The 26,068-nt window shown below is 65.1% G+C and carries 25 protein-coding genes; 16 read left to right on the forward strand and 9 right to left on the reverse strand.

What is annotated here, in order from left to right; translation table 11 throughout:
• Positions 1-66 precede the first annotated feature (66 nt).
• A complete protein-coding gene (locus CIT40_RS13585; RefSeq protein ID WP_094896455.1) occupies positions 67-408 on the reverse strand; it encodes a hypothetical protein in 342 nt (113 codons plus the stop codon).
• 315 nt (positions 409-723) lie between these two features.
• Here CIT40_RS13585 and CIT40_RS13590 point away from each other — a divergent pair, with 315 nt between their 5' ends.
• On the forward strand, positions 724-1,353 hold the full coding sequence (locus CIT40_RS13590; protein ID WP_094896456.1) for a ParB-like protein: 630 nt from the start codon (positions 724-726) through the stop codon (positions 1,351-1,353).
• 34 nt (positions 1,354-1,387) lie between these two features.
• On the opposite strand, the gene CIT40_RS13595 is transcribed toward CIT40_RS13590, so the two are convergent.
• Positions 1,388-1,543: a hypothetical protein gene (locus CIT40_RS13595; RefSeq protein WP_167443343.1), complete on the reverse strand. Its 156-nt coding sequence runs from the start codon at positions 1,541-1,543 to the stop codon at positions 1,388-1,390.
• Positions 1,544-1,813: 270 nt separating this feature from the next.
• On the opposite strand from CIT40_RS13595, the gene CIT40_RS13600 reads away from it, so the two are divergent.
• From CIT40_RS13600 to CIT40_RS13610, 3 genes are all read left to right on the forward strand, one after another.
• Positions 1,814-1,957 (forward strand): hypothetical protein, encoded by a 144-nt coding sequence (locus CIT40_RS13600; protein ID WP_167443344.1) that lies wholly within the window; start codon positions 1,814-1,816, stop codon positions 1,955-1,957.
• Between the two features lie 231 nt (positions 1,958-2,188).
• A complete protein-coding gene (locus CIT40_RS13605) occupies positions 2,189-2,356 on the forward strand; it encodes a hypothetical protein (RefSeq protein ID WP_162832235.1) in 168 nt (55 codons plus the stop codon).
• A complete protein-coding gene (locus CIT40_RS13610; protein WP_094896458.1) occupies positions 2,353-4,929 on the forward strand; it encodes a cation-translocating P-type ATPase in 2,577 nt (858 codons plus the stop codon). The genes CIT40_RS13605 and CIT40_RS13610 overlap by 4 nt, the downstream gene beginning before the upstream one ends.
• On the opposite strand, the gene CIT40_RS13615 is transcribed toward CIT40_RS13610, so the two are convergent.
• From CIT40_RS13615 to CIT40_RS13625, 3 genes are all read right to left on the reverse strand, one after another.
• Positions 4,926-5,456 (reverse strand): MgtC/SapB family protein, encoded by a 531-nt coding sequence (locus tag CIT40_RS13615; RefSeq protein WP_094896459.1) that lies wholly within the window; start codon positions 5,454-5,456, stop codon positions 4,926-4,928. The genes CIT40_RS13610 and CIT40_RS13615 overlap by 4 nt on opposite strands.
• 10 nt (positions 5,457-5,466) lie before the next feature.
• Entirely contained in the window at positions 5,467-6,045 is a 579-nt protein-coding gene (locus CIT40_RS13620) for a peroxidase-related enzyme (protein ID WP_094896757.1), read from the reverse strand.
• A gap of 209 nt (positions 6,046-6,254) precedes the next feature.
• Positions 6,255-7,994 carry an ATP-binding protein gene (locus CIT40_RS13625; protein ID WP_162307483.1) on the reverse strand — a complete coding sequence of 580 codons (1,740 nt, stop codon included), beginning with the start codon at positions 7,992-7,994 and terminating at the stop codon, positions 6,255-6,257.
• Positions 7,995-8,413: 419 nt separating this feature from the next.
• Between CIT40_RS13625 and CIT40_RS13630 the strand changes: the two genes are divergently transcribed.
• Complete coding sequence (locus CIT40_RS13630) at positions 8,414-9,382, forward strand: catechol 2,3-dioxygenase (protein ID WP_094896461.1); 969 nt, start codon at positions 8,414-8,416, stop codon at positions 9,380-9,382.
• A 206-nt stretch (positions 9,383-9,588) separates the two neighbouring features.
• Here CIT40_RS13630 and CIT40_RS13635 read toward each other — a convergent pair whose 3' ends face one another.
• Positions 9,589-13,110, reverse strand: a complete 3,522-nt coding sequence (locus CIT40_RS13635; protein ID WP_094896462.1) for a molybdopterin cofactor-binding domain-containing protein — start codon at positions 13,108-13,110, stop codon at positions 9,589-9,591.
• Complete coding sequence (locus tag CIT40_RS13640) at positions 13,110-13,592, reverse strand: (2Fe-2S)-binding protein (RefSeq protein ID WP_094896463.1); 483 nt, start codon at positions 13,590-13,592, stop codon at positions 13,110-13,112. The genes CIT40_RS13635 and CIT40_RS13640 overlap by 1 nt, the downstream gene beginning before the upstream one ends.
• A 268-nt stretch (positions 13,593-13,860) precedes the next feature.
• Here CIT40_RS13640 and CIT40_RS13645 point away from each other — a divergent pair, with 268 nt between their 5' ends.
• From CIT40_RS13645 to CIT40_RS13685, 9 genes are all read left to right on the forward strand, one after another.
• Positions 13,861-15,318, forward strand: a complete 1,458-nt coding sequence (locus CIT40_RS13645) for a 6-hydroxynicotinate reductase (protein WP_094896464.1) — start codon at positions 13,861-13,863, stop codon at positions 15,316-15,318.
• Positions 15,315-16,211 carry a UPF0280 family protein gene (locus CIT40_RS13650; RefSeq protein WP_094896465.1) on the forward strand — a complete coding sequence of 299 codons (897 nt, stop codon included), beginning with the start codon at positions 15,315-15,317 and terminating at the stop codon, positions 16,209-16,211. The genes CIT40_RS13645 and CIT40_RS13650 overlap by 4 nt, the downstream gene beginning before the upstream one ends.
• A gap of 15 nt (positions 16,212-16,226) precedes the next feature.
• Positions 16,227-16,811 (forward strand): amino acid synthesis family protein, encoded by a 585-nt coding sequence (locus CIT40_RS13655; protein WP_094896466.1) that lies wholly within the window; start codon positions 16,227-16,229, stop codon positions 16,809-16,811.
• An 81-nt stretch (positions 16,812-16,892) separates the two neighbouring features.
• Positions 16,893-18,095, forward strand: coding sequence for an ABC transporter substrate-binding protein (locus tag CIT40_RS13660; RefSeq protein WP_094896467.1), 1,203 nt, complete (start codon positions 16,893-16,895; stop codon positions 18,093-18,095).
• A 157-nt stretch (positions 18,096-18,252) separates the two neighbouring features.
• Entirely contained in the window at positions 18,253-20,142 is a 1,890-nt protein-coding gene (locus CIT40_RS13665; protein ID WP_094896468.1) for an ABC transporter permease, read from the forward strand.
• Entirely contained in the window at positions 20,139-20,930 is a 792-nt protein-coding gene (locus CIT40_RS13670; RefSeq protein ID WP_094896469.1) for an ABC transporter ATP-binding protein, read from the forward strand. Before CIT40_RS13665 ends, CIT40_RS13670 begins: the two co-directional genes overlap by 4 nt.
• On the forward strand, positions 20,927-21,631 hold the full coding sequence (locus tag CIT40_RS13675) for an ABC transporter ATP-binding protein (protein ID WP_094896470.1): 705 nt from the start codon (positions 20,927-20,929) through the stop codon (positions 21,629-21,631). Before CIT40_RS13670 ends, CIT40_RS13675 begins: the two co-directional genes overlap by 4 nt.
• Positions 21,632-21,654: 23 nt before the next feature.
• Entirely contained in the window at positions 21,655-22,110 is a 456-nt protein-coding gene (locus CIT40_RS13680) for a MarR family winged helix-turn-helix transcriptional regulator (protein ID WP_094896471.1), read from the forward strand.
• A gap of 161 nt (positions 22,111-22,271) precedes the next feature.
• Positions 22,272-22,661, forward strand: a complete 390-nt coding sequence (locus CIT40_RS13685) for a hypothetical protein (RefSeq protein ID WP_094896472.1) — start codon at positions 22,272-22,274, stop codon at positions 22,659-22,661.
• A gap of 4 nt (positions 22,662-22,665) precedes the next feature.
• On the opposite strand, the gene CIT40_RS13690 is transcribed toward CIT40_RS13685, so the two are convergent.
• A complete protein-coding gene (locus CIT40_RS13690; RefSeq protein ID WP_094896473.1) occupies positions 22,666-23,355 on the reverse strand; it encodes a hypothetical protein in 690 nt (229 codons plus the stop codon).
• 125 nt (positions 23,356-23,480) lie between these two features.
• Positions 23,481-24,677 (reverse strand): amidohydrolase family protein, encoded by a 1,197-nt coding sequence (locus CIT40_RS13695; RefSeq protein ID WP_094896474.1) that lies wholly within the window; start codon positions 24,675-24,677, stop codon positions 23,481-23,483.
• 158 nt (positions 24,678-24,835) lie between these two features.
• Here CIT40_RS13695 and CIT40_RS13700 point away from each other — a divergent pair, with 158 nt between their 5' ends.
• Both CIT40_RS13700 and CIT40_RS13705 read left to right on the forward strand, forming a co-directional pair.
• Positions 24,836-25,609, forward strand: a complete 774-nt coding sequence (locus tag CIT40_RS13700) for a ferredoxin--NADP reductase (protein ID WP_094896475.1) — start codon at positions 24,836-24,838, stop codon at positions 25,607-25,609.
• 105 nt (positions 25,610-25,714) lie between these two features.
• Positions 25,715-26,038: a hypothetical protein gene (locus CIT40_RS13705; RefSeq protein WP_094896476.1), complete on the forward strand. Its 324-nt coding sequence runs from the start codon at positions 25,715-25,717 to the stop codon at positions 26,036-26,038.
• The last annotated feature ends 30 nt before the right edge of the window (positions 26,039-26,068 follow it).

A 26,068-nucleotide genomic window follows, 5' to 3' on the forward strand; every position in this document is an offset into this window, starting at 1 on the left:
CGGCGAGACAGGGCTGGGGATGCCCCGCTGGTGTCCCTTACCCCTCCGTGCCGGGGCGAGACAGGCCTAGATATGCGGCGTGGTGATCTTGACGCAGTCGCGACGGCCCATCAGCACGCAATCCTGGGTCCGGCGCAGGTCCGCGATGTTTACCGCGAGCCAAATTCCGATTGCAGTGAGCGCGATGGTGAAGGCCAGCGCCGCGATGTTGGCGAGCATGCGATGGCGGAAATCGTCCGGCTCGGCGCGGGGTTGCTCGTAGCGCGACAGGTCGGGCGGTTCGGGCACGACGCGCAACGGCTGCACGGTACCGCTACCGCGGGGCGGCGCCGGGGAAGGCGAGGTGCGCGGCCTGAACTGGAGCACCCGGTGCTCGTCGTCAGAGCTTATGGGCCGCTGGGTCGTCATGGGGCGGGGATCACTCCAAAGCAGCGATTTTAGATAGCATACGTGGTGAACGCGTTGCAGGAAATCTTCTCGATACTCGCGTGCATTCGTGCGCTCGCACTATTTGTGCATGGACCGGTCTGGAGCCATTGCGGAACCGGCCCTCATGCCGATACCGGGGCGCGAGGGTTGCGTTGCAACAACAACCAAGGTTGCGCCGCCACCATCGGCTTGTGATCTCGATGTCCTCGCGAACACGTTTTGCCGCCGCATGGCCCATGTCATAGTCGGGGAACCTGAACCCGTCAGTTGCATCCATCCGAAGGGTCTTCGACCATGACCACGACCAACGCGCGCGAGCCGAGAGTGCATCCGGTCCCGATCCTGTCGCTCCGGCCGACGCAGATGACGGTCGGCATGCGCGAGGTCGAGGAGAAGCGCAAGCGCTGGCGCGAGCACGACAAGAAGAAGCAGGCCGATCTGCTCGGCAAGCACATGATCCCTGTCGTCTACGGCCCCGACGCGCGGTACTACGTGATCGACCATCATCATCTCGGCCGCGCGCTGCACGACGAAGGTGTCAAGGAGGTGCTGGTGACCATCGTCGGCGACCTCCGCATGGTCGAGCGCGAGGCGTTCTGGGGCGTGATGGACAACAAACGCTGGGTCTATCCTTACGACGCCAAGGGCGAACGGCGACAGTTCCGCGACCTGCCGAAATCGGTCGCCGATCTCAAGGACGATCCGTTCCGCAGCCTTGCCGGCGAATTGCGCCGCCTCGGCGGCTTCGCCAAGGACACCACGCCGTTCTCCGAATTCCTGTGGGCCGACTTCCTGCGCCGAAAGGTCTCGCGCAAGGTAGTGGACGCCGATTTCGACAAGGCACTCGAGAAGGCGATGTCCGCAGCAAAGAGCAAGGGCGCGATCTACCTGCCCGGCTGGTGCGGTCCGGAAGACGATGACTAGAGGCGTCGCGAATCGCGTGCGGTGATGCCTCACATCAGTCGCGCTGGAAGATCCTGGCGTCGGGATAGGCGCGGCGAGCGTAGGTGACCACCAGCGCGCGGTCCTGGGTGTCCAGGAAGGGCGTTCGGATCCGGTGCGCCCCGACGATGAGATGCCACAGGCCATTGAGCTTCTGGATCACGATCTTCATTTTGAATAGTCCTCGATGACTCCTCATTGCAGCGGATGCCGCTGGTCGTCGCATTGCTTGGGATCGCAGACGCGGCCGTAAAATTCCCATCGCGGCTCGCATTCCGCCGCAAAACACGCCGATGACTGTTAGTTGGTTATGGCTTGTGCCCTGATAAGCCGAATCCCATCACAGTCGCTTGAGTGAAATCAATTTCCGCGCCCATGAAGCCGTCCTGAAACAGAGCCGCCCCATCTCTGTACGGTGGTCGAGCTCATACAGGAGGCGAAGATGCGCCGTCTGGTTTTCGTAATTGCACTGCTCGCGGTCGCTTCGGCAGGAATTTCGGCATCGTTTGCCGCGGTTCATCACGCCAAGTCGTTGACGTTCGCGGAGCGCTTTGCTCCGGCGCTCGAGTTGATGGCGAAGCGCTAGCGGCATAGCGCTCTCCGCCGGGAGCCATGCAGCGGCTGATCGCTCCGGCGTGGACGTCACGTAGTGCCCGTGGACAGGCCGGATGCGGCGACGGCCGGAACAGGCTTGACCTGCCGCAAATCTGCGTCGCTGCGGTCGGTTAAAGTTCGTCGGCATGATTGCCGAAGCAGCGTTGCGCCCCGATGGCGAGGGCGAGGTCGGTTTCAGGTCATGCTGGCCGGAGACACGACCGTGAGCCTCATCTTTCGCATCGTCTTCATCATCGCCGGCGCGCTCACCGCGTTGTTCGTCGCGCGTGACGCCCTGAACTTCACCATCATCCAGACCTTCGTCGCCGTCCTGCTCGTGACGGCCGTCGTGGGCGCTGGAAGTCTCTGGAGCATGCGGCGGAAGACGTGAGCAACGCAGAACGCGGCAGTCCGGCCGGGCTCAGCGAAACCGAGGCCCGGCTGCGGCTGCAACAGGACGGTTACAACGAACTGCCTCGGCCCGAACGGCGCACGCGGCTTCGCATCGTTCTCGATGTGTTGCGCGAGCCGATGCTCGCGCTCCTTCTGTGCGGCGGGCTGATCTACCTGCTGCTCGGCGACCTCCGCGAGGCCCTGCTGCTCGTGGCATTCGGCGCCATCTCCGTCGTGATCACGATCGTGCAGGAAACCCGCACCGAGCGCGTGCTGGAGGCGTTGCGGGAGCTGACAAGTCCGCGAGCGCTCGTGGTCAGGGACGGCGAGCGCCGGCGCATCGCGGGCCGGGACGTCGTCCGCGGCGATCTCGTCATTCTGGCTGAGGGCGATCGGATCCCGGCCGATGCAGTCCTCGTCAGCGCGCGTGATCTGGCGGTCGATGAGTCCCTGCTGACTGGAGAATCGGTGCCGGTTCGCAAGCAGGCCGTCAAGACGCTGGTCGCCAAAGCGTCCTCGACTGAAAAGGCCGCCCTGGCTGAACATCGCCCGGGCGGCGATGACCTGCCGTTCGTGTATTCGGGCTCGCTGGTCGTGCGAGGCGAGGGCCTCGCCGAGGTCGATGCCACCGGCCCTCGCAGCGAGATCGGAAAGATCGGACTGTCGCTGCATGGCCTGCAACAGGAGCCGCCGCGGCTGCAGCAGCAGACCGCACGGCTCGTGCGGCTTTGCTTTCTCGGCGGCGCGGCCATCAGCCTCGCCGCCGTCCTGCTCTACGGAACGTTGCGCGGGGATTGGCTGCAGGCGCTGCTCGGAGGCATCGCGATCGGCATGTCCATGCTGCCTGAGGAGTTTGCCGTCGTCCTCACGGTGTTCATGGCCATGGGCGCCTGGCGGATCTCGAAGGCGCGGGTGCTGACGCGGCGCGCGGCCGCGATCGAGGTGCTGGGCTCCGCGACCTTGCTGTGCACCGACAAGACCGGCACGCTGACGCAGAACCGGATGTCGGTCGCGGAACTGAGGCTGCCCGACGGGGCGAGCGTGCGCCTGGTGTCGTCGCAGGCGGCGCCCATGGGAGCAGAATTTTTCGAGCTGGTGCGTTGCAGTGCTCTGGCGAGTTCGTCCGAACCGTTCGATCCCATGGAGAAGGCCCTGCATGTGTTCGCGCAGGCGAGCCTGCCGGAGGATGAGGCAATCCCGGGTGCCCGGACCTTGATCCGCAGCTACGGCCTGCGCCCCGAACTGCTGGCGATGACCCAGGTCTGGCAATCATCCCAGGCAGTGTTCGCCTCGGCCAAGGGCGCTCCCGAAGCGATTGCGCGCCTCTGCAAGCTGGATGGCCCGGACCAGGACGCGATGCGGGATGCGGTCGCGGCGATGGCGAAGGATGGTCTTCGCGTGCTGGGCGTCGCCGCCGCGGCCTGCGACGGCGAGGCCCTGCCGAGCTCGCAGGAAGGCTTTTCGTTTCGCTTCCTCGGTCTCGTCGGGTTGGCCGATCCGCTTCGTCCGAACGTCGCCGAGGCGGTGGCCGAATGTCGTTCGGCCGGCATCCGCGTCGTCATGATCACGGGCGACTATCCGGCGACCGCCTTGGCGATCGCCGGGCAGGCCGGGCTCGACGTCAACGAGGTCGCAACCGGCGAGCAGATCAAGCTCGCGGACGATAACGGGCTGGAGGCACTGGTCAGGAACGTGAACGTGTTCGCGCGGGTGCTTCCGGAGCAGAAGCTGCGGATCGTTCAGGCCATGAAGCGTAACGGCGAGATCGTCGCGATGACCGGCGACGGCGTCAACGATGCGCCGTCGCTGAAGGCGGCGCATATCGGGATCGCGATGGGTGGCCGCGGCACCGATGTCGCCCGCGAGGCCTCCTCGATCGTCCTGCTCGACGACGATTTCGGCTCCGTCGTTGCATCCATCCGGTTAGGCCGCCGGATCTACGACAATCTGCGCAAGGCCATGGCCTTCATTTTCGCCGTCCACGTTCCGATCGCGGGGCTTGCCCTGCTGCCCCTGGTTTTCGGGCTGCCTCTGGTTCTCGGCCCCGTTCACATCGCGTTTCTGGAGCTGATCATCGACCCCGTCTGCTCGCTCGTGTTCGAAGCCGAGCGGGAGGAGCGCGATGTCATGAGCCGCCCGCCGCGACGTGCCGATGCGGAGCTGTTCTCGTGGGCCTTGGTCGGCTGGAGCGTCCTGCAGGGCGTCGTTGCATTTGTGTTGATCGCGGCGATCTTCGTCGTCGCGCTTCGTTGGGGCGTTCCGCCCGAAGAGGCCCGCACGCTGGCCTTCATCGCGCTCGTCGTCTGCATCGTGGCGCTGGTACTGGCCAACCGGTCCTTCAGCGCGTCCTTCCTGTCTGCCTTCTTCCGTCCGAATCCGGCCTTGCTCTGGATATTCCTGTCGATCGCGTCCATTCTCGCTGCGGCCCTGTTCTGGCCGCCAGCGTCCGGTCTGTTCCGGTTCGGTCCGCTGCACCTCGACGATCTCATGGTCACCCTCGGCGCGGGACTGCTGGTGCTTACGGTGCTCGAACTGCTGAAGCCGATATGGGCACGGCGGTTGCGATTCTAGACGCCGTCCTGGGAGCCGGTCTTCGGCACAGCCTCCGCATGGTGCGGATCTTCCTTGCCGCCGAGGGAGCGATGCAGCCAGCGTTCGACGCGGCGGCCGATCGTGAGCAGCACGAAAGTGAAGGCCAGCGCGACCAGCACGAAAGTGAAGGCCAGCGCGACCAGCACGATCTTCCATTGCCCGGCGCCGCACGCAATGCCGAGACAGGCGGCGAGGAAGGTGCAGGCCGCGCTGGTCAGGCCGCGCACGCGAAAACGATCGCTCTCGTGGACGATGACGCCGGCTCCGAGGAAGCCGATGCCGGTCAGGATGCCCTGGATCACGCGGCTCGCCGCATCGGTGACGTTGCCGTGCTCGCCGAACTGCACCGCGAGCAGCACGACGGTTGCGGTGGAGAGCCCGACGATGCCGAGCGTCTTCAGTCCGATCGGCTTGCCGTGCAGGTCGCGATTGAGGCCGATCGCGCTGCCGGCGAATGTCGCGGTGCCGAGGCGCAGCAGGATTTCGGGCCAATCCATCCCGGTCATGTCTTGTCCGTCACGTCTTCGGCACGCGTCCCATCATGTAGAATTCGTCGTTCGGGCGCATGCCCGTGAAATTCGCCAGCCGGTTCGACAGCGCGAAAAAGGCGGAGATCGCGGCGATGTCCCAGATGTCGTCGTTGCTGAAGCCGTGCGGCGCGAGCGAGGCGAAATCGTCCTCGGAAATCCGTTGCGCGTCGGCCGAGACCTTCATCGCGAAGTCGAGCATCGCCTTCTGCCGCGGCGTGATGTCGGCCTTGCGGTAGTTCACCGCGACCTGATCGGCAATCAGCGGGTTCTTGGCGCGGATGCGCAGGATCGCGCCGTGGGCGATCACGCAATACTGGCACTGGTTGGCGGCCGAGGTCGCGACCACGATCATCTCGCGCTCGGCCTTGCTGAGGCCGCCGTCCTTCTCCATCAGCGCGTCGTGATAAGCGAAGAAGGCGCGGAACTCGTCGGGACGATATGCCAGCGTCAGGAACACGTTCGGCACGAAGCCGCTCTTCTCCTGCACGGCGAGTAGTCGCGTGCGGATGTCATCGGGCAGCGTATCGAGGGCAGGAGCGGGGAAGCGTTGCGCGGGCTGTGTCATGGGCATGGATTCCGGCTTGGGGCCGGAGACCATAATCGATGCGCGCGGCGGGCTCAACGTGAGGCTCTCGTGCCCCGGACGCAGCGCAGCGCCTCTTCGGCGGTGCGCTGCAGAGCCGGGGCCCATGTTTCCGAGAGTGTGTGGCGTGGGTCCCGGCTCTGCGCAGCAACGCAAGAGCGTTGCAGCGCGTCCGGGACACCAGAGCGGTCTTACCGCAGCGGCTTCTTCAACAGTGAGAAGCGGTCCGGATCGAGCCCCAACGAGGGCTGCAGCATCGGGGCCTCGACATTGGAGAGCGTCTTGGCGGGCGGGGCCGAGAACACCGGATCATTCGGTACGTCGCGCTGCGAGGTGGCGCCGCGCCAGCGTTCGAGCACGGCGCTGACGAAATGCATGTCGTGGCCGGAGGTGACCGAAGGCACGCTGCTGATGGTGGCCTCACCGCGCGGCAATTGGTGCGGTGGCACCTCCTTGAAGCGCAACCGGGTCGGCAGCGCGACGCCTTCGCCGAAGGCCAGCACTTCACGCGTGCCGAGCGAGGGCACGAAGGACAGCAGGTTCGCGGCGGCATCCGACACCGCGGCGCGCAGCAGCGCCTGGTCGCGCTCGTTGGCAAGACGCATCGTGAACAGCGTATTGCACTGGGAGATGATGGTGGCATCGAGCTCGGCTGGACGCTGGGTGATGAGACCGAGATAGACGCCGTATTTGCGGCCTTCCTTGGCGATGCGTGACACCGCCTTGCGGGTCGGCCCGAAGCCGACGTTGCGGTCCGCGGAGGCGTAGCGATGCGCTTCCTCGCAGACGAACAGCAGCGGCGAGACGCCGTCGCTCCACAGGCCGAAATCGAAGGCCATGCGGCAGAGCACCGAGACGACGGAATCGATGACCTCGGCCGGGAAGCCGGCGAGCTGCATCACCGTCATCGGCTTGCCGTTGGCGGGGAGACGGAACAGCAGGCTGATGACTTCGGCCATGGTGTCGCCGCCGACATTGGCGTTGTCGAACATGAAGGCGTAGCGGGGGTCGTTGCGCACCGCCTCGATGCGCGAGATCAGCTTGTGATAGATGATGCGCGAGGAGCGGTTCTCGAGCTTGCCCATGCGCTCGTCGATCAGCGACATCAGGTCGACCAGGCGGTACGGCACCGGGGTGTCGACGGTGTAGCCGACCTGCTTGGGATCGATGCGCTTGAGGCCGATGCGGTCGGCGTTCTGGTATTGGGTGTAGACGCCCTTGGCGAGCGGGATCACCTCGGCGAGGATGTCGAGCTCCTCGGGTACGCCGGCGCGGCCGCCGAACAGCACGTCGACGATTTCCTCGAAATTGAACAGCCAGAACGGCAGCTTCAGATTGCGCGGGTTGAGCACCAGCGCGCGGTCGCCGAAGCAGCGGCCGTATTCGTTGTGCACATCGAGCAGGAAGATGCGCAGGTTCGGGCGCGCCTTCAGGATCTCGTTGAGCAGCAGCGACACGCCGGTGGATTTGCCGACGCCGGTCGATCCCAGTACCGCAAAATGCTTGGACAGCATTTCCTCGACATCGACATAGGCGACGACCGAGCGGTCCTGCTGCAGGAAACCGACATTGATTTGGTCCGAGCCGGTCGGCGCGTAGATCGTGCGCAACTCCTGGCTGGTGATGAGATCGACGGCATCGCCGATGGTCGGATAATTGGTGACGCCGCGCTGGAATTTCGGCTTGTCGCTGGCGTTGAGGATCTCGCCGAGCAGGTCGACCGAGGCAACCGCAATATAATTGTCGCTGCTCGACAGGTTCTCGCAGGACACCTCGGTGATCATCGCGACGATGACCGAGCTGGAGCTGCGAATACTGACGAAGCGGCCGACGGTAGCCCGAACTTCCGAGATCGGCATCTGGCTTTCCGCCAAGAGCCCGACCCGGGCGAGCGATCCGCGAACCGAAATCACGCGTCCAAAGGATGTCACAATGAATGAACCTGGCAAGAGCAAGGGGTTTGTCCCAGACTATGCGCGGCCCTGGCTGGACAAACGGTTAAACGGCGGGCGCAGGCACTTCGTTAAATCCGCGACAATTCGGCCGTGAGGTTTGTTCCGATTGCATACTTGCGGCCGGAAACGCTGGGAAATTGCTGCAATTTCAGGCCGCTGAGGGTTAGAACGAATTAAGGAAGATTTTACCATCCGGCCAGTCATTCAGCCGTTCGGGGGACATCTCCCTTCGATCCAGGGGATGTTTGATTTGTTGACGGGACCTAATCATTTGTACATTGGTACAAATGGGCCGGCGGGGCCTCGTGACCATTTTGGGCGCATGAGCGCGTCGCAGCCGTGGCCCGATTGCGCGATCCGGTCGGCGGATCGCCAACTGCGCCCTGGAGGAAAGCATGCAAGCCGAACCGATCCTCGATCTCGCTCATCTCGGCCATATGGAGCTGCTGACTCCGAAGCCCGATGAGAGCCTGAAATTCTTCGTCGATGTCATGGGCATGACCGTCAGCGGCCAGAAGGGCGAGTCGGTCTATCTGCGCGGTTGGGACGATTACGAGCGCTACTCGCTCAAGCTGACGGCGTCGAAGACCTCAGGCATGGAGCACATGGCGCTGCGCGCGCGCAGCCAGCAGGCGCTGGAGCGTCGCGTCGCCGCGCTGAAGGGCTCCGGCTTCGACATCGGCTGGATCGACGGCGACATGGGGCAGGGGCCGACTTTCCGTTGCCGCGATCCCGACGGCCACATCGTAGAGCTCTACTACGAGACCGAATGGTATCAGGCGCCGCCGGAACTGAAGCCGGCGCTGAAGAACCAGGCGCAGCGCTTTCCCGCGCGCGGGGTCAATGTCCGCCGTCTCGATCATCTCAACTGCCTCGCCGTCGACATCAAGGCGAACCGCGAGTTCTTCGAGAACTATCTCGGCTGCCGCCTCACCGAACAGATCGTGCTCAACGACGGACGCGAAGCTGCGATGTGGCTGACCATGTCGAACAAGAGCTACGATTTCGCCTATTCGCTCGACCATTCGGGCGTGCCGGGCCGCTTCCACCACGTCACCTACGCGCTCGACAGCCGCGAGGAGATTCTGCGTGCGGCCGACATCTTCCTGGAGAACGGCATCCACATCGAGACCGGCCCGCACAAGCACGCGATTCAGCAGACCTTCTTCCTCTACGTCTACGAGCCCGGCGGCAACCGCGTCGAGGTCGCCAATGCCGGCGCCCGCCTGATCCTCGCGCCGGACTGGAAGCCGATCGTGTGGACCGAGGAGGAGCGCAAGAAGGGGCAGGCCTGGGGGCTGAAGACGATCGAGTCGTTCCACACCCACGGCACGCCGCCGGTGGAAGTGAAGAAGCACGCGTGAGCGTGATGGCTTTTGTTTGACTCGATCTCGCGGCGGGCTCGGTTACCTCTCCCGCTTGCGGGAGAGGTCGGCGCACTTGCGCCGGGTGAGGGCTCTATACTCTTGGGGAATCCCACGGCGGAGATACCCTCACCCCAACCCTCTCCCGCAAGAGGGAGGGAGCGCACCTGCTTCGCGGTTAGCGATCAAACTAACTTCATCATGCTCTAATGCGCTGTCGCACGCACCCGCGCGATCGTCTCGCGAACGCCTGACCAAGCCGGCTTGTCCGGCGCGAATTGCCTGCGCAAGAAAGTGACGAGTTCCTCGATTTGCGCGTCGCTCATGCTGTTTCTGAATGCGGGCATGTAGCCGAGGTCGCTCGACACGGGATCGGCGATGCCGTGCAGGATCACCTGCACGAGATTGTCCGCCTTTGTGCTGTGAATGTTGCTGTTGAGCGCGAGCGAGGGCCGGGAGCCGAATAGCGGCAGGCCGCCGACCTCGTGGCAGACGGCGCAGGCGCCCTGATAGAGCCGTGCGCCGCTGGAGGAGGCGACCGTGACCTGCGTTGCGCTCTCGAGCTTTGCGGCAAGCGCAGGCGCATCGGCTGCGGTGTCGTTGAACGAATTGAGATAGACCGCCATCGCGCGGATGTCCCGGTCGGGCAGGGCCTTGAGGTCCCTGACGACAGGCGCCATCGGGCCGGCAGCGACGCCGTGATAGCGCGAATGGCCGGTGCGCATATAGGCGAACAGCTCGTCCTCGCTCCATGGGATCGGGGCATGCGAGACCGAGGTCAGCGGCGGCGCCTCCCAGCCCTCGGCAAAGCCGCCGGCGAGGTAGGTGTCGCGCTGCTCGGCGCCCAACGCATTGCGCGGCGAATGACAGCCGCTGCAATGGCCGAGGCCCTCGACGAGGTAGGCGCCGCGATTCCAGGCCTCGGATTTGGTGGGGTCGGGCTTGAATTCCTTGGTCTGGTGGAACAGCGCATTCCATCCCGCGAGCAGCGGGCGCAGATTGAGCGGGAAGGCGAGGGTGTTCGCCGGCGCCGTCGCGCGCACCGCTGGCTGCGCCATCAGGTAAGCGTAGAGCGCCTGCATGTCGGCGTCACCGGTCTTTGAAAAATGCGTGTACGGAAAGGCGGGATAGAGCTGCCGTCCATCGCGGTGCAATCCTTCGCGCATCGCGCGCTCGAAGGCTGGGTAGGACCAGGCGCCGATGCCGGTCTCGACATCAGGCGTGATGTTGGTCGCGTAGATCGTGCCGAACGGTGTCTCCAATGCGCGGCCGCCGGCGTAGAGCGCGCCATTGATCGTGGTGTGGCACTCCGCGCAGTTGCCGAGCGCTGCGAGTTGCTCTCCGCGCGCGATTGTCGCGGCGGAATAGACCGATGCATCCGGTCGCGCGATCGGCGCGATCGCGCGTCCCGGCAGCAGCGCCGCGCCGATGCCGATCGCGGCGGTGCAAACCGCCGCAATCGTCGCGACAATGCCGGCGCGTTTGGCGAAGGGATTCTCCCAGCTGCGCGACGGCTGCGGCGGAACGGGCGCGGGCAGGGCCTGCGGCGGCGCCGGCGTAGTGCCGTGCAATCCCTTCAGGATGCGTTCCGGCGTAAACGGCGGCTCGCGAAAGCGCACGCCGGTCGCATCGAAGATCGCATTGGCAATTGCCGCGGCGCTCGGGACCGAGGCGGATTCGCCGACGCCGAGCGGCGGCTGATCCGGTCGCGGCAGCATCAGCACGTCGATCTTGGGCACGTCCGGGAACGGGATGATCGGATAGGCGCCCCATTCGCGCGCCGCCACCGCGCCACGCTCGAACGAGACCTCCTCCATCAGCGCGCGGCTGGTGGACTGGATGACGTTGCCGTGGATCTGGTGGCGCACGCCGTCCGGATTGATCATCAATCCGGAATCCTGTCCCGCAACCACACGCGTGACGCTGACATCGCCGGTCGATGTGTTCACCGCGACGTCGGCAATCCAGGCCGACCACGCCGCGCCATAGCCGGGAAACTTGCTGTGGACGTAGAGCGCATAGGCGAAACCGCGCCCGCGCACGATTTCGCCGTCTTTCTCTTCGCGCACCGGCCGGGGCGTCCAGCCCGCACGCTCGGCCACCGCATTGACGAGATCGACGGCGCGCTGATCCTTGAGATAACGCAAGCGGTATTCGATCGGGTCGACGCCGGCCTCGGTGGCGGCTTCGTCGATGTAGGATTCGTGCGCAAAGGTGTTCGGCAGCGCGGAAACACCGCGGAACCAGGAGGCGCGCACGATCGGCGGCATATCGTGGGCGACGACACGCATGTGGTCGTAATCGTAGGGCGGGATCGCGGTGCGGTCGCCCATCTGGAGCACGGCGGGGTCGGATGGAATGCGCCCGGTGAGCAGCAACGCCAGCGTCGGCGCGGCGTTCGAGGGATAGCGCGTGGCGAGATCGTAACCGGCGATGCCGCCGTCGGCATCGAGCCCGCCATCGACATCGATGAGCTGCGCCGTGCCCTTGGGCTCCCAGGCGTGCTCCTGCTCGCGTGTGAGCTGCACGCGCACGGGGCGCCCGACCGCGCGCGACAGCAGCAAGGCGTCGGCGGTGACATCGTCAGCGCAATTGCGGCCGTAGCAGCCAGCGGCCTCCAGCCGGATCACCTCGATCTCGCTCTCGGGTCGCTCGATCAGCAGCGCGAGGTCGCTGCGCAGCACATGCGGATTTTGCGTGCCCGACCAGACCCGGATATTGCCGTCGCTGAAATCGGCAACCGCACAGGATGGGCCGATCGAGGCGTGCATCTGATAAGGCCACACGTAAGTGCGCTGCATCGGCTTGGCCGCGTTTGATATCGCCGCATCGACGTCGCCCTTGTCGATCAGCGTGCGCGGCGTCGAGGGATTGGCGCGCAGCGCCGTCTCGACGTCGGCAAGATCGGTCAACGCCGGCGTCGGCTTCCAGCTCACCTCGAGCTGCTCGGCCGCGCGGATCGCATTTTCCTCACGCTCGGCGACGAGACCGACGAAGTCGCCGATGCGGATGACGGCGACAAGGCCGGGAATGTCGCGCACCGAGGATTCATCGACCGCGATCAGGCTGGTGCCGACGAACGGGCCGGCATCGACGCCGGCATAGGGCGGCCGCACCACGCGGCCGTGCAGCATGCCGGGGACGCGGATATCGTGCACGAAGGTCAACGCGCCGGTGGCCTTGGCGGGCAGATCGACGCGCGGCATCGACTGACCGACGATGGCATAATCGCCGACCGCCTTGACGGTGACGTCGTCGGCAAGTTCGAGGCGGATCGTCTCGCTGCCGATCAACTCCCCATAACTGATGCTGCGATTGTCGCGTCCGCGCACGAGGCCGTCTTCGATCCTGAGATCTGCCGCCGGTAGCTCCAGCCGCTCGGCGGCACGCGCGATCAGGAAGTGACGCGCTTGCGCCGCGGCCTTGCGCAGCGGCACGGCGGTGATCTGGATGGTCTCGCTCGCGATCGTCGCGCCCTGGTTCGGCACCACCGCGGTGTCGCCGAGCACGACGACGACGCGCGCAAAGGAGACATCCAGCTCCTCGGCGACGATCTGGCCGAGCGCGGTGCGGATGCCTGTGCCGAGATCGACATGGCCGTTATAGGCGTTGACCGAGCCGTCCGCGGTGATGCGGATGAAAGTTTCGGAGGTGAGCTCGTCCACGGTGCGGACGACCACGAGCGAGCCGGATTGACGCTCAACTCCATCAGGGGCAGGGGAGGCCATCAATCAACGGCCTCGGTGAGCTGGCCTGAAGCGCGCATCACGGCGCGCAGGATTTCGACATGGGTGCCGCAGCGGCAGAGATTGTAGCGCAGCGCGGCGACCGCCTCCTGCTCGGTCGGCCGCGGGTTGATCGCGAGCAGCGCCTTGGTGGTCATGATCATGCCGTTGAGGCAATAGCCGCATTGCGCAGCCTGTTCGTCGATGAACGCCTGCTGCACCACGTCAGGCTTGTCGCGCGTGCCGAGTCCTTCGAGCGTCACGATGTCGCGGCCGGCGCAGCCAGTGACGGGAATCACGCAGGAGCGGGCCGGGGCCCCGTCGATCAGGACAGTGCAGGTGCCGCATTCGCCGAGGCCGCAACCATATTTCGGGCCGTTGAGCGCGAGGTCGTTGCGCAGCACGTAGAGCAGCGGCGTCTCCGGCGCTGCGGCGATGTCGTGGATCGCCCCATTCACGGTGAGACGGATCGGTGTCTGCGTCATCCTCGTTTCCAAGCGCTCGGCCAAGTCGTGTCGAAAATCCAAGTCGTGTCGAAAATCTACGTCGCGACGATACCGTTTGTACACAAACGTGCAAGCCATGCATGCCGCACTGCAGCGCGACTGCCTGCTTTGTGGACAGAGCCCATAGGCAAATGAGGTTTTATGCAGCAGCCCCATCTTTTGCGCTGCACCGCCGCTTGACAGCCATCCGGGGCGCGCGCACCATCGTTCGTATACGAATGATAACCGCGGTCTCGCTGGCTCTGACATGGTGATGGAAACGACGAGCGCTGCTCTCGACAAGATCCGCTGCGATGCTTGTCCGGTGATGTGCTACATCAAGCCGGGCGCCGCGGGCGCCTGCGATCGCTACGCCAATCACGACGGCAAGCTCGTCCGCGTCGATCCGCATGTGATCCTGGAGCGCACGGTCTCGCATGGCGGCAAGCTGGTCCCGTTCAGCCGCACCGAAGATTGGGACGGCAAGATCGTCCACGAACCCTCCACCTTTGTGACGGCGATCGGCGCAGGCACGACCTATCCCGACTACAAGCCGGCGCCGTTCATCGTCTCCGCGGAGGTCGACGGCGTCGACATGGTGACTGTCGTCACCGAGGGCATCTTCTCCTATTGCGGCATCAAGGTGAAGATCGACACCGATCGCTATCTCGGGCCGGAGACCGCGACCGTCCGGGCGCAGGGCGAGGCGGTCGGCCACGTCACCACCAGCGAATACGGCTCGCAGATGCTGTCGCTCGGCGGCGTGCATCATCTGACCGGCGGCTCAAAGAAGGAGGGCCGCGTCACCTGCGACACGCTGATGGATCTCGCCAATTGCAAGGCGGTCGAGCTGACCATCGACGGCGGCGCGAGTGTCGTGGTGCAGGCCGGCCAGCCGCCGATCGTCAACGGCATGAAAGAAGAGCGCATGCGGGTCGGCTGCGGCTCGGCGACGATCGGCATGTTCGCCAAGCAATGGCACGGCAAGGTCGACGAGGTCGTCGTGGTCGACGACCACATCACCGGCGTGCTCAGTGAGCACCAGGCCGGCAAGCTGCTCGACATCGCCGACACCGGCATCAAGATGAAGGGCCGCCGCTCGACGCCCGGCCGTTATTTCCAGGTCGCCGATCCCGGTACGGGGTGGGGTGGGACCAACATCTCCGATCCGCTCGCGATCCTCGGACCGTTCGATGCCAAGGAGGCAAAGCCGGGTCTTTCGATGCTGATGGTCTCCACCACCGGTGAGCATTCGTCCTATTACGTGCTCGACGAGGCCCTGAAACCGGTCGAGACCGAAATGCCTGCCGAGCTGAAGTTTTCGGTCGAGCGCATCCAGGAGAATTGCGAACCGGCGCTGTGCACGGTGCTGTTCATGGCGGGTGCCGGCGGCTCGCTGCGGGCAGGCGTCACGGACAATCCGGTGCGGCTGACACGTTCGGTGAAGGATGCGCTGACGCGCGTCACCAGCGGCGGCGCGCCGGTGTATGTCTGGCCCGGCGGCGGCATCACCTACATGGTCGACGTGACGCAGATGCCGGCGGGCGCGTTCGGCTACGTGCCCACACCGGCGCTGGTCGCCCCGATCGAGTTCACGATGAAGCTGTCCGACTACGCCGCGCTCGGCGGCCACATGGATTACGTGAAGCCGCTCTCCGAGGTGCAGAACGGCGAGGATGTCCGCCAGCTGCCCTGGCAGAACCCGATCCCGGGACCTCGGGCATGACGAGGCTCCCGCAAATCGCATTGCTGTCTGATGGCCGGCGGCTGCATTTGCAGGATGGTCCGATTGACCTGGTCGTTGAGGCGCGGGGACGCGCGGACGATGTGCGTGCGGCTTACGAGGCTGCGGCGCGACGGTTTGCCGGGCTGCTCGACGAACTCTGCGCCGAATTGCCGGAGCTGCGGAGCGCCGCCGGGAAGCGTAGTTCGCTGAAGGGCGTGGTTGCGCGTCGGATGCACGCCGCTGTCGCGCCTTACGCCTCCGATTGCTTCATCACGCCGATGGCGGCTGTTGCCGGGAGTGTGGCGGAGGAGATCCTGGGCGCCATGCTCGGCGCTGCGACGCCGGACCGTGTCTATGTGAACAACGGTGGCGACATTGCGCTTCATCTCGGTAGGGCTGAATATTTCTCCGTCGGCCTGATGGACCGACCTGATCGCGACGGCGTGATGCGGACGATGCGGCTGGATGCCGACGATCCCGTACGCGGCATCGCGACCAGCGGACGGCACGGCCGCAGTTTTTCGCTCGGAATTGCGGATGCCGTGACGGTGTTGGCGGCGACGGCGTCGCAGGCCGACGCGGCTGCGACCGTGATCGCCAATGCGGTCGATCTGCCCGGGCATCCCGCCATCGTCCGGACGCCTGCCAACGAGTTGCAGCCCGACAGCGACCTCGGCGCGCGACTTGTGACCCGCAATGTCGGTGTATTGTTGCAGAATGAGATCGCGATGGCACTCGAATCTGGCGCGGAACGTGCACGTCAATTGTTCGATCGCGGATTGATCGAGGGTGCCGTGGTGCGGCTTTGTGGTGATATGCTTGTCATCGGAACCAAGGATATAGAAGAGCAACGAACGCGCCCGCTTGTACCGGAGAACGCGGTCTGTGCCTGAACGGGGAAGCGAAGCATGAGCGCGATCATCCGCAAGATCGTCACCGTCGTCGAAGAGACCCAGATGGAGATGGGCCGGCAGGTCTCGCCGCCGACCCGGCGCGCGGCGGCGATTGCCGTCATCGAAAATCCCTTTGCCGGACGATATGTCGAAGACCTCTCGCCGCTGATTGCGATTGGCGAGGAACTGGGCGAGCTCCTGTCGAAGCGCGCGGTGGCGGCGCTCGGCATCGATGGCGCCAAGGCGCAGAGCTACGGCAAGGCCGCGGCCGTCGGAGAGAACGGCGAACTGGAGCATGCCGCCGCGATCCTCCATCCCAAGATGGGCGCGCCGGTGCGCAAGGTTCTGGGCAAGGGCGCAGCGCTGATCCCGTCGTCCAAGAAGCGGAGCGGTCCCGGCACGACGCTCGACATTCCGCTCGGGCACAAGGATGCCGCGTTCGTGCGCAGCCATTTCGACGGCATGGAGGTGCAGATCAACGACGCGCCGCGCGCCAACGAGATCATGGTCGCGGTCGCCGTCACCGACAGCGGCCGTCCGCTGCCGCGCGTCGGCGGGCTGACGGTTGCGGAAGTGAAGGGCGAGGACGGCTTGAGATAGAGCTCGGAGCGGGAGGCGGGCGCAGCCTCTCCGATGAGATCACGCAGAAGACGTAAGAGAGTTCAAAAACTGGAGGTTGGGATGCGAGCAAGAAATTACTTCGTCGGCGCGGCGTTTGCGCTTCTGGCGGGCGGCATGGCTAATTCGGCCCTGGCGCAGGACATCAAGATCGGCGAGATCAACAGCTATTCGCTGCTGCCGGCGTTCACCGAACCCTATCGCAAGGGCTGGCAGCTCGCGGTCGAAGAGATCAACGCGGCCGGCGGCATCAACGGCAAGAAGCTCGTCGTCATTTCGAAGGACGACGGCGGCAAGCCGGCGGACGCGCAGACCGCGGCCAACGAGCTCGTCTCGAGCGAGGGCGTTGCGATGCTGACGGGTACGTTCCTGTCGAACATCGGCCTCGCCGTCAGCGACTTCGCCAACCAGAAGAAGGTGTTCTTCCTCGCGGCCGAGCCGCTGACGGACGCCGTCACCTGGTCCAAGGGCAACAAATACACCTTCCGCCTGCGTCCTTCCAACTACATGCAGGCGGCGATGCTGGTGGAGGCGGCCGCGAAGCTGCCGGCAAAGCGCTGGGCGACCATCGCGCCCAACTATGAATACGGCCAGTCCGCAGTCGCCGTCTTCAAGAAGCTGATGTCGGAGAAGCGCCCGGACATCCAGTGGGTCGACGAGCAGTGGCCGCCGCAGGGCAAGATCGACGCGGGTCCGGTGGTGCAGGCCGTTGCCGCCGCCAATCCCGAGGCGATCCTCAACGTCACCTTCGGCGCCGATCTCGTCAAGCTCGTGCGTGAAGGCAACACCCGCGGCCTGTTCAAGGGGCGCGAAGTCGTCTCGTTCCTGACCGGTGAGCCGGAATATCTCGATCCGCTCAAGGACGAGACGCCCGAGGGCTGGATCGTCACCGGTTACCCCTGGTACTCGATCAAGACGCCCGAGCATGACGCGTTCCTGAAGGCCTACCAGACCAAGTACAACGACTATCCGCGCCTCGGCTCGATCGTCGGCTACCAGACCATCAAGGCGGCCGCCGCAATCCTGGCGAAGGCCGGCTCGACCGATCCGGAGAAGCTGATCGCCGCGGCGGAGGGGATCTCCATGCCGTCGCCGTTCGGAGAGATCACCTTCCGCAAGATCGACCATCAGTCGACGCTCGGCGCATTCGTCGGCAAGACCGCGCTGAAGGACGGCAAGGGCGTGATGGTGGACTCGGTCTACAAGAAGGGCGCGGACTACCTGCCCAGCGATGCCGAGGTCGAGAAGCTGCGTCCGAAGGATTGACGCCGCTGCCGTAGGGTGGGTTAGCCGAAGGCGTAACCCACCACGGTCTGCAACCGCAGAACCAGAAGAGGTGGGTTACGCTGCGCTAACCCACCCTACGAAGCCCTCTCCCCGCAAGAGCGGGGAGGGGTGAACCAACACTCAACCCGGACCGCCGATGGCCTTTTACGTCGTACAGTTTCTGACCGGTCTCGCCAGCGCGGCGTCGCTGTTCCTGGTGGCCTCGGGCCTGTCGATCATCTTCGGCGTGACGCGGATCGTCAATTTCGCGCATGGCGCCTTCTACATGATCGGCGCCTACATTGCCTTCACCCTGACGGAGCGTCTGTCGGGTGCATTCGGCTTCTGGGGCAGCATGGTGCTGGCGGCGATGGCCGTGGCGCTGATCGGCGTGCTCGTCGAGATGGTGCTGCTTCGCCGCATCTATCACGCGCCAGAGCTATTCCAGCTGCTCGCGACCTTCGGCCTGACCTTGATGGTCGAGGATCTCGTGGTGCTGATCTGGGGGCCCGACGATCTCGTCGGCCGCCGCGCGCCGGGCTTCCGGGGCGCCATCGATTTCTTCGGTCAGAACATCCCGAGCTATGATCTGTTCCTGATCGTGCTCGGGCCCGTCGTGCTCGGCATCCTCTGGCTGCTGTTCCAGCGCACGCGCTGGGGCGTGCTGGTGCGCGCGGCGACGCAAGACCGCGACATGGTCGCGGCGCTCGGCGTCAATCAGAAATGGCTGTTCACGTCCGTGTTCGCGGTCGGCGTCTTCCTCGCCGCGCTCGGCGGCGCGCTCCAGATCCCGCGCGATGCCGTCCACCACGCCATGGATCTGCGCATCATCGTCGAGGTCTTCGTTGTCGTCGTGATCGGCGGCCTCGGCAGCATCGTCGGCGCCTTCGTCGCGGCGGTGCTGGTCTCCGAGCTCAATGCCTTCGGCATCCTGATCTTTCCGAAGATTTCCATCATCCTGGTCTTCCTGGTGATGGCGGTGGTGCTGATCGTGCGGCCCTGGGGGCTGTTCGGCAAGCCGGAGGCGCCCGCGCGCAAGACGCCCGGGCTCACCGTCAATCCATGGCGCCCGCTGACGTCGAACGAGCGGCTTGCGGCGCTGGCGGCGCTCGTGATCGCAGCGACACTGCCGCTGTTTGCCGGCAACTACGTGCTGACCGTCGGCTCCGAGATCGCGATCTTCGTGATCTTCGCCGTCAGCCTGCACTTTCTGATGTCGGTCGGGGGGCTCGCGTCCTTCGGCCATGCCGCCTATTTCGGCCTCGGTGCCTACGGCGTTGCCTTCCTCGCCAAGATGGCGGGGCTGCCGATGATCGTGTGCCTGCTGCTCGGGCCGCTGCTGGGCTGCATGGGGGCCGCCGTGTTCGGCTTCTTTGCCGTACAGCTATCGGGTGTGTACTTCGCGATGCTGACGCTCGCCTTCGCGCAGATCGTGTGGTCGATCGCGTTCCAATGGGTGAGCGTCACCGGCGGCGACAACGGCATATTGGGCGTCTGGCCGGAAAAATGGGCGGGAAGCCCGTCGCACTTCTATTGGCTCGCGCTCGGCGTTGCCGCGTTGGTGACCATTGCGCTGCGGGCCATGGTGTTCTCGCCGTTCGGCTACGCGCTTCGGGCCACGCGCGACTCGCTGCTGCGCAGCGAAGCGATCGGCATCAATGCCAAGCGCATCCAGTGGACGGCGTTCGTGATCGCGGGCACGACCGCCGGCATCGGCGGTGCGCTGTTCGCCTACCTGAAGGGGAGCGTCTTTCCTGACAATCTCGGCATCTCGCTGTCGGTCGATGCGCTCGTCATGGTGCTGCTCGGCGGCGTCGAGACGGTGTCGGGCGCGGTGATCGGCGCGATCGTCTACAAGGCGCTGAGCATCTGGCTGATAAGCCAGACCGACCTGTCGAAGCTCGTGCTCGGCGGCTTCATCATGCTGATCGTCGTCGTCTTCCCCAAGGGCATCGTCGGCATGCTGGAAATGCTGGCGCAGCGCCGCAGGAAGTCGTCGCCGCCGGGATCATCTCTGCTTGCCAAGCCGATCGAGTCCGCCGAATGAGCGTTGCACCCCCGCTTCTCGTGGTCGAAGGCCTGACCAAATCCTATGGCGGCATCCATGCCGTGCGCGGCGTTTCGTTCTCGCTGCGCGCCGGCGAGATTCTGGCGCTGATCGGGCCGAACGGCGCCGGCAAGAGCACCTGCTTCGACATGCTCAACGGCCAGAACCAGCCCGATACCGGGCAGGTCCGCCTGCTCGGCGAAGAGACCACCGGCAAGAAGCCGCGCGAGATCTGGCGCATGGGCGTCGGGCGCACGTTCCAGATCACCGCGACCTTCGCCACCATGACCGTTCGCGAGAACGTGCAGGTGGCGCTGATTTCACATGGCAAGCAGCTGTTCAATCTGTTCGGCTCGGCGCCCAAGTTCGACCGCGGCGAGGCCGGGCGGCTGCTCGAGCTGGTCGGCATGGGCGGCTACGCGGATCGTCCTTGCGGCGAGTTGGCCTATGGCGACCTCAAGCGGCTCGAGCTTGCGGTGGCGCTCGCCAACCAGCCGAAATTGCTCCTGATGGACGAGCCGACCGCCGGCATGGCGCCGCGCGAGCGTGTCGACCTGATGCGGCTCACGGCGCAAATCGCGCGCGAGAAGTCGATCGGCGTGCTCTTCACCGAGCACGACATGGACGTGGTGTTCGAGCACGCCGACCGCATCATCGTGCTGAATCGAGGGACGCTGATCGCCGAAGGCACGCCGGCCGAGGTGCGCGGCAATCCGCAGGTGCAGGCGGTCTATCTCGGCGAGGGTCTCGTCTACGATGCCCGCCATCGCGAGGGGGCCTCGGCATGAAGCTCACCGTCGAGGGCCTCAACAGCCATTATGGCCCGGCGCATATCCTGTTCGACATTGGCTTTGAGGTCGGCGAGGGCGAGGTGGTGGCGCTGCTTGGGCGCAACGGCGCCGGCAAGTCGACCACGTTCCGCTCGATCGTCGGGCTCGTGGCGCAACGCTCCGGCCGCATCATGTTCGAGGGCAAGGACGTCTCGCTGCGTCCGACCCACGAAATCGTGCGCGAGGGGCTCGGCTATGTGCCGGAGGAGCGCCGCATCTTCACCGACCTGACGGTGGAGGAGAACCTCGAAGTCGGCAAGCAGCCCAGGCGTCCGAATGCGCCATACTGGACCCGCGAAAAACTATTCGCGCTGTTTCCAAATCTCGGCGAAATGAAGAACCGCCCGGGCGGCCGCATGAGCGGCGGCGAGCAGCAGATGCTCACCATCGCGCGCACCCTGATGGGCAATCCGTCACTGGTGCTGCTGGACGAGCCCTCGGAGGGCCTGTCGCCGAAGATCGTGGAACAGATGGTCGATGCCATCCTGACCATGAAGAAGGAGGGCGTCAGCATCGTCGTCTCCGAGCAGAATCTGCACTTCGCGCGGCTGATCTCGGATCGCGCCTACATCATCGAGCGCGGCCGCATCTGCTTCGGCGGCACCATGGCCGAGCTCGACGCTCGTCCGGATATCCGCGACGCGCATCTGTCGTTGTGAGGCAAGGGAAGGGCTGCGAACGGATGGCGAGAAGCGTCACGGCGAAGAAGAGCGTCAAGCCGGGAAAACCGCCTTACGTGCTCGACGAGCAGGTCGGCTTCATCCTGCGCCAGGTCTGGCAGCGCCACAGCTCGATCTTCTCCCGCGATATCGGCACCAATTTGACGCCGACGCAGTGGGCGGCATTGTCGAAACTCGCCGAGACCGGGCCGTGCTCGCAGAACCAGCTCGGCCGGCTGACGGCGATGGACGTCGCGACCATCAAGGGCGTGATCGACCGCCTGACCGCGCGCGGGTTGACTGAGACCAGCCAGGATCCCGAGGACGGTCGGCGGCTCCTTGTCAGCCTGACGCGCGCCGGTCAGCAGCTTTCGGAGAAGGTCGCGCCGAACGCGCTCGCCATCACCCGGGAAACGCTGTCGCCGCTCGATGCGAAAGAGCGCGAGATGCTGATGGCGCTGTTGAACAAGCTGCGGTGAAGGGTGCGGTAGGGTGGGCAAAGCGAAGCGTGCCCACCACCTTTCCCAGTCAGCAAGAGATCGTGGGCACGTCACTTCGCGCCTTTGCCCACCCTACGGCAGTTGAACGAGATGCGGGGATTGGCGACTAACCTCGATGGGGACGTCATCGAGGTTTTTTCATGAGAGCGGCGACGCGGTTTGTATTTGTCTTGGGTTTCGGCGCGGTGCTCGCCGGCCAATGCGTGCCGGCCTTTGCCGCCCAGCCTTATGAAGGTTTCTGGGCGTCGACCAAAAAGGACTGCCGCGACGACGACAGCCCCAACCGCATGAGCATCGAAGGCGGCAATCGGTTGTATTGGTACGAGACACGGTGCCGCGCCAGCGAGATCACCGCCGACGGAAAGCTCGGCTGGACAATGAAGCTCGCCTGCGAAGGCGAGGGCGAGAAGTTTCGCTCCAATCCCCGGGTCTCCATCGCAACGGACGGCAAGCTGGTGATGGACAACGGACCGGTCGGGCGTGACAAGCGCCAGACCTATGTGCGTTGTGAGATCGCGAGGAAGCGTTGATCCCTTACGTCTGCCCCGGCCATTTGGCGCGGTAGCGGATTTCGCTGCCGTCGCCGAGCCGCCGCCACGTTCCGAACTCCGGCGTATGCGGCGCGCGGGCGCTCAAATCGATCGGATAGATCCGGCTCGGCTGGCCCTGGATGTCCACGGCGAGCTGCCGGTGCGAGGTTCGAAACGCGAGCTCGACCTTGCCTGCGATGACAGGCTGGTCGCCGTCACGATGAAAGGCGGCCGGGGTCACTTCGCCCGGCATCGTATTGAGGTCGGTCTGCAATTCGATGGTGATGCCCTGGGCTGATGTCGGCACTGCGATCCCGGCCGGAAAACGGACCTCGAACACGAGCAGGGGATTGGCGCCGTTGCGGTTGAGCCATGGCGTCGCGGTCGCATAGGCGTAGGCAATGTAGATGCCGATCCCGGCGACGCAGAGCAGGACGACAACGCCCAGTGACTTCAAGCTGTTGCGCGTGACGCTGCCCTTGCTGGTGTCATTGCCGGAGCGCGCCACCAGCCAGTTGGCGAGCACCGCGCCGGCGATCGCGCCGATGGGCGAGTAGACGAACAATCCCAGCAGCCCCGATGTGATCGGGTCCGCCCGGTTGCCGAAATCGAACAGGGAAAGCAGCACGAAGGTCGTGACATAGCCGGCCACCGCGGCGACGACGCCGATAGCTATGCGCGATGAGCTCTTCATGTTTCCCTCGATGGTCCAGCAACGAACTGCGGCCGCCGAGGGCTGCCTGCGTTAGACGCAGCAGGCAGGAGACTTGTTCAACGCCTTCAAGGGGCGATGCGGAGCGGCGTGCCGCTCCGGCTGCGTCACTTCACCACGATTTCCGGCACCTTGCCGGCCGGCGGGGTGTTGCGGCTGCGCTGGGTGCGGACGATGCCGTCGATGATGGTCATGCCGATGCCGGGGAGGTCGCCGAGCTGGACGCTCTCCAGGATGTTCTTGCCGGGCGAGTGTTGGGCCTTGTCCATGATGACGAAATCGGCGGATCGCCCCACTTCAATGAGGCCGCAATCGAGCTCGCGCATCCGGGCGGTGTTGCCGGTGGCGAGGCAGAACGCGATCTCGGCCGGCAGCTCGCCGAGCGAGGACAGCATCGAGACCATGCGCAAAATGCCGAGCGGCTGCACGCCGGAGCCGGCGGGCGCATCGGTGCCGAGGATGACCCGGTGCAGATCGCCCATCTCGCGCGCCGTGCGCAGCGTGAACAGAGCGGAGCGCTCATTGCCGTTGTGTACGAGCTCGAGGCCGCGCTTGCAGCCCTCGCAGATGCAGCGGATCTGGTCGTCGGGGAGGGCGGTGTGGCCGCCATTGATGTGGCCGACCACGTCGGTGTCGGCCTCCAGCACGACGTCCTTGTCGATCAGGCCGGAGCCGGGGATCGAGGGGCCGCCGGTGTGGATCGTGCTCTGGATCCCGTATTTGCGCGCCCAGCCGACCATCTTGCGTGCGGTCGGGCCGTCCTTGACGCCGCCGAGGCCGACCTCACCGAGCAGCTTGACGCCGGCCGCGGCCAGCTCCTTGAAGTCCTCCTCGACCATCTCGCATTCGATCACCGGCGCGCCGGCGTGAACCTTCACGCCGCCCGGCCGCAGCGTCCAGAACGCGCGCTGGGCAAAGATCGCCATCGCTTTCAGGCCGACGACGTCGCGGGGGCGGCCCGGCATGTGAACCTCGCCGGCCGAGATCATGGTGGTGACGCCGCCATGGAGGTAGCTGTCGATCCAGTTGATCTGGTTCTGCCGCGGCGTCCAGTCGCCGGCGACGGGGTGGACGTGGCTGTCGATCAGGCCCGGCGCCACCGTGGTGCCCTGGGCGTCGACGATGGTGGTTGCACCTTCGATGTCGACGTCCTTGAAACGGCCGATCGCGGTGATCTTGCCGTTCTCGGCGACGATGGTGTCGCCGTCCAGGATCGGCTTTTCCAGCGCGCCGGACAGGATCAGGCCGATGTTCCGGATCACCAGCTTCGACGGTCCGGTAGCCTGGGGTGCGTCATGCGCCATGGAAGGGGCTCCTTATTCCCTGCTGCAACGCTTCCGATCTTGGGCAGCCTTGACCGCGGGAGCAAGCGGGATTATTCATTAGTATACGAATGATCGTGTACAAACGACGCATAGCTGCCCGCCTCGACAACCGCATTGACGCGACACGGATAGGTGAGATGAGCAATTTCAATCAGGAAAGCGTTTTGAGCGTCCATCACTGGACCGACACGCTGTTCTCTTTCAAGACCACCCGCAGCCCGACCTTCCGTTTCCGTAACGGCGAATTCACCATGATCGGGCTCAAGGTCGGCGAGAAGCCGCTGCTGCGGGCCTATAGCGTTGCCAGCGCCAATTACGAGGACACGCTGGAGTTCTTCTCGATCAAGGTTCCGGACGGCCCGCTGACCTCGCGCCTCCAGCACCTCAAGGAAGGCGACGAGATCATCGTCAGCCGCAAGGCCACCGGCACGCTGGTGATCGATAATCTCGAGGAGGGCCGCAACCTCTATCTCATCGGCACCGGCACCGGCCTTGCGCCGTTCCTGAGTGTGATCAAGGACCCCGAGACCTACGAGCGGTTCGAGAAGGTCGTGCTGTTGCACGGCTGCCGGCACGTGAAGGAACTCGCCTATGGCGAGATGATCACCGAGACGCTGCCGAAGGACGAACTGATCGGCGAGTACATCCAGAACCAGCTGATCTACTACCCGACCGTGACCCGCGATCCGTTCCGCAACCGCGGTCGCATCACCGATCTCATCACCTCTGGCAAGCTGTTCGCTGATATCGGCCTGCCGGCGCTGGAGGCCGCTCACGACCGCGTCATGATCTGCGGCAGCCCGGCCCTTGTCGCGGACACCCGCGTGCTCCTGGGCGAACGCGGCTTCATCGAGGGGAATCACGGCGAGCCGGCCCAATTCGTGGTCGAAAAGGCCTTTGCCGAGCGCTAACACCCAATTCTTGCCCGATAAGATCGTCATTTCGCCGTCTGCCGGGCGTTGCGGCGCCGATTCGGCGCTTGATACACTGTGGGAGCGAATCAGCGGAGTTCCCACATGGTTGCGGACAGCGACAGCAACATCGCCTGGCACCGGGTCCAGTTGAAGAAGAACCGCGCCGAGTTGAAGTCGCTCGAGACCGCGCGCTTCACGATGGGCGAGATCGCCTCCTCGAAGCGGAACGGCCAGACCCAGAAGACGGTGGCCGAACTCAAGCGCAAGATCGCGCAGTCCGAGCGCGTCATCGCCGATCACGACAAGCGCACGCGCCGTCCGCTCGGCACCGACCTGCAGAGCCTCAGCAATGGCAGTTGGAGTCATTGGGACGCATACACGCAGCAGCAGCGCAAGACGGGGCAGCGTTCGCCGGGAGGCGGATAGGTCGTCTCCTCGCGCGAGTTCCGCCCCCCT

Source organism: Bradyrhizobium amphicarpaeae (assembly GCF_002266435.3).
GTDB classification, from domain to species: domain Bacteria; phylum Pseudomonadota; class Alphaproteobacteria; order Rhizobiales; family Xanthobacteraceae; genus Bradyrhizobium; species Bradyrhizobium amphicarpaeae.

Bases quoted from the DNA above. Each gene is read 5' to 3' on its own strand.
- CIT40_RS13585 (WP_094896455.1), bottom strand. From the start codon at position 408: ATGACGACCCAGCGGCCCATAAGCTCTGACGACGAGCACCGGGTGCTC.
- CIT40_RS13590 (WP_094896456.1), top strand. From the start codon at position 724: ATGACCACGACCAACGCGCGCGAGCCGAGAGTGCATCCGGTCCCGATC.
- CIT40_RS13595 (WP_167443343.1), bottom strand. From the start codon at position 1,543: ATGAAGATCGTGATCCAGAAGCTCAATGGCCTGTGGCATCTCATCGTC.
- CIT40_RS13600 (WP_167443344.1), top strand. From the start codon at position 1,814: ATGCGCCGTCTGGTTTTCGTAATTGCACTGCTCGCGGTCGCTTCGGCA.
- CIT40_RS13615 (WP_094896459.1), bottom strand. From the start codon at position 5,456: ATGACCGGGATGGATTGGCCCGAAATCCTGCTGCGCCTCGGCACCGCG.
- CIT40_RS13620 (WP_094896757.1), bottom strand. From the start codon at position 6,045: ATGACACAGCCCGCGCAACGCTTCCCCGCTCCTGCCCTCGATACGCTG.
- CIT40_RS13630 (WP_094896461.1), top strand. From the start codon at position 8,414: ATGCAAGCCGAACCGATCCTCGATCTCGCTCATCTCGGCCATATGGAG.
- CIT40_RS13635 (WP_094896462.1), bottom strand. From the start codon at position 13,110: ATGGCCTCCCCTGCCCCTGATGGAGTTGAGCGTCAATCCGGCTCGCTC.
- CIT40_RS13640 (WP_094896463.1), bottom strand. From the start codon at position 13,592: ATGACGCAGACACCGATCCGTCTCACCGTGAATGGGGCGATCCACGAC.
- CIT40_RS13645 (WP_094896464.1), top strand. From the start codon at position 13,861: ATGGTGATGGAAACGACGAGCGCTGCTCTCGACAAGATCCGCTGCGAT.
- CIT40_RS13650 (WP_094896465.1), top strand. From the start codon at position 15,315: ATGACGAGGCTCCCGCAAATCGCATTGCTGTCTGATGGCCGGCGGCTG.
- CIT40_RS13655 (WP_094896466.1), top strand. From the start codon at position 16,227: ATGAGCGCGATCATCCGCAAGATCGTCACCGTCGTCGAAGAGACCCAG.
- CIT40_RS13660 (WP_094896467.1), top strand. From the start codon at position 16,893: ATGCGAGCAAGAAATTACTTCGTCGGCGCGGCGTTTGCGCTTCTGGCG.
- CIT40_RS13665 (WP_094896468.1), top strand. From the start codon at position 18,253: ATGGCCTTTTACGTCGTACAGTTTCTGACCGGTCTCGCCAGCGCGGCG.
- CIT40_RS13670 (WP_094896469.1), top strand. From the start codon at position 20,139: ATGAGCGTTGCACCCCCGCTTCTCGTGGTCGAAGGCCTGACCAAATCC.
- CIT40_RS13675 (WP_094896470.1), top strand. From the start codon at position 20,927: ATGAAGCTCACCGTCGAGGGCCTCAACAGCCATTATGGCCCGGCGCAT.
- CIT40_RS13680 (WP_094896471.1), top strand. From the start codon at position 21,655: ATGGCGAGAAGCGTCACGGCGAAGAAGAGCGTCAAGCCGGGAAAACCG.
- CIT40_RS13685 (WP_094896472.1), top strand. From the start codon at position 22,272: ATGAGAGCGGCGACGCGGTTTGTATTTGTCTTGGGTTTCGGCGCGGTG.
- CIT40_RS13690 (WP_094896473.1), bottom strand. From the start codon at position 23,355: ATGAAGAGCTCATCGCGCATAGCTATCGGCGTCGTCGCCGCGGTGGCC.
- CIT40_RS13695 (WP_094896474.1), bottom strand. From the start codon at position 24,677: ATGGCGCATGACGCACCCCAGGCTACCGGACCGTCGAAGCTGGTGATC.
- CIT40_RS13700 (WP_094896475.1), top strand. From the start codon at position 24,836: ATGAGCAATTTCAATCAGGAAAGCGTTTTGAGCGTCCATCACTGGACC.
- CIT40_RS13705 (WP_094896476.1), top strand. From the start codon at position 25,715: ATGGTTGCGGACAGCGACAGCAACATCGCCTGGCACCGGGTCCAGTTG.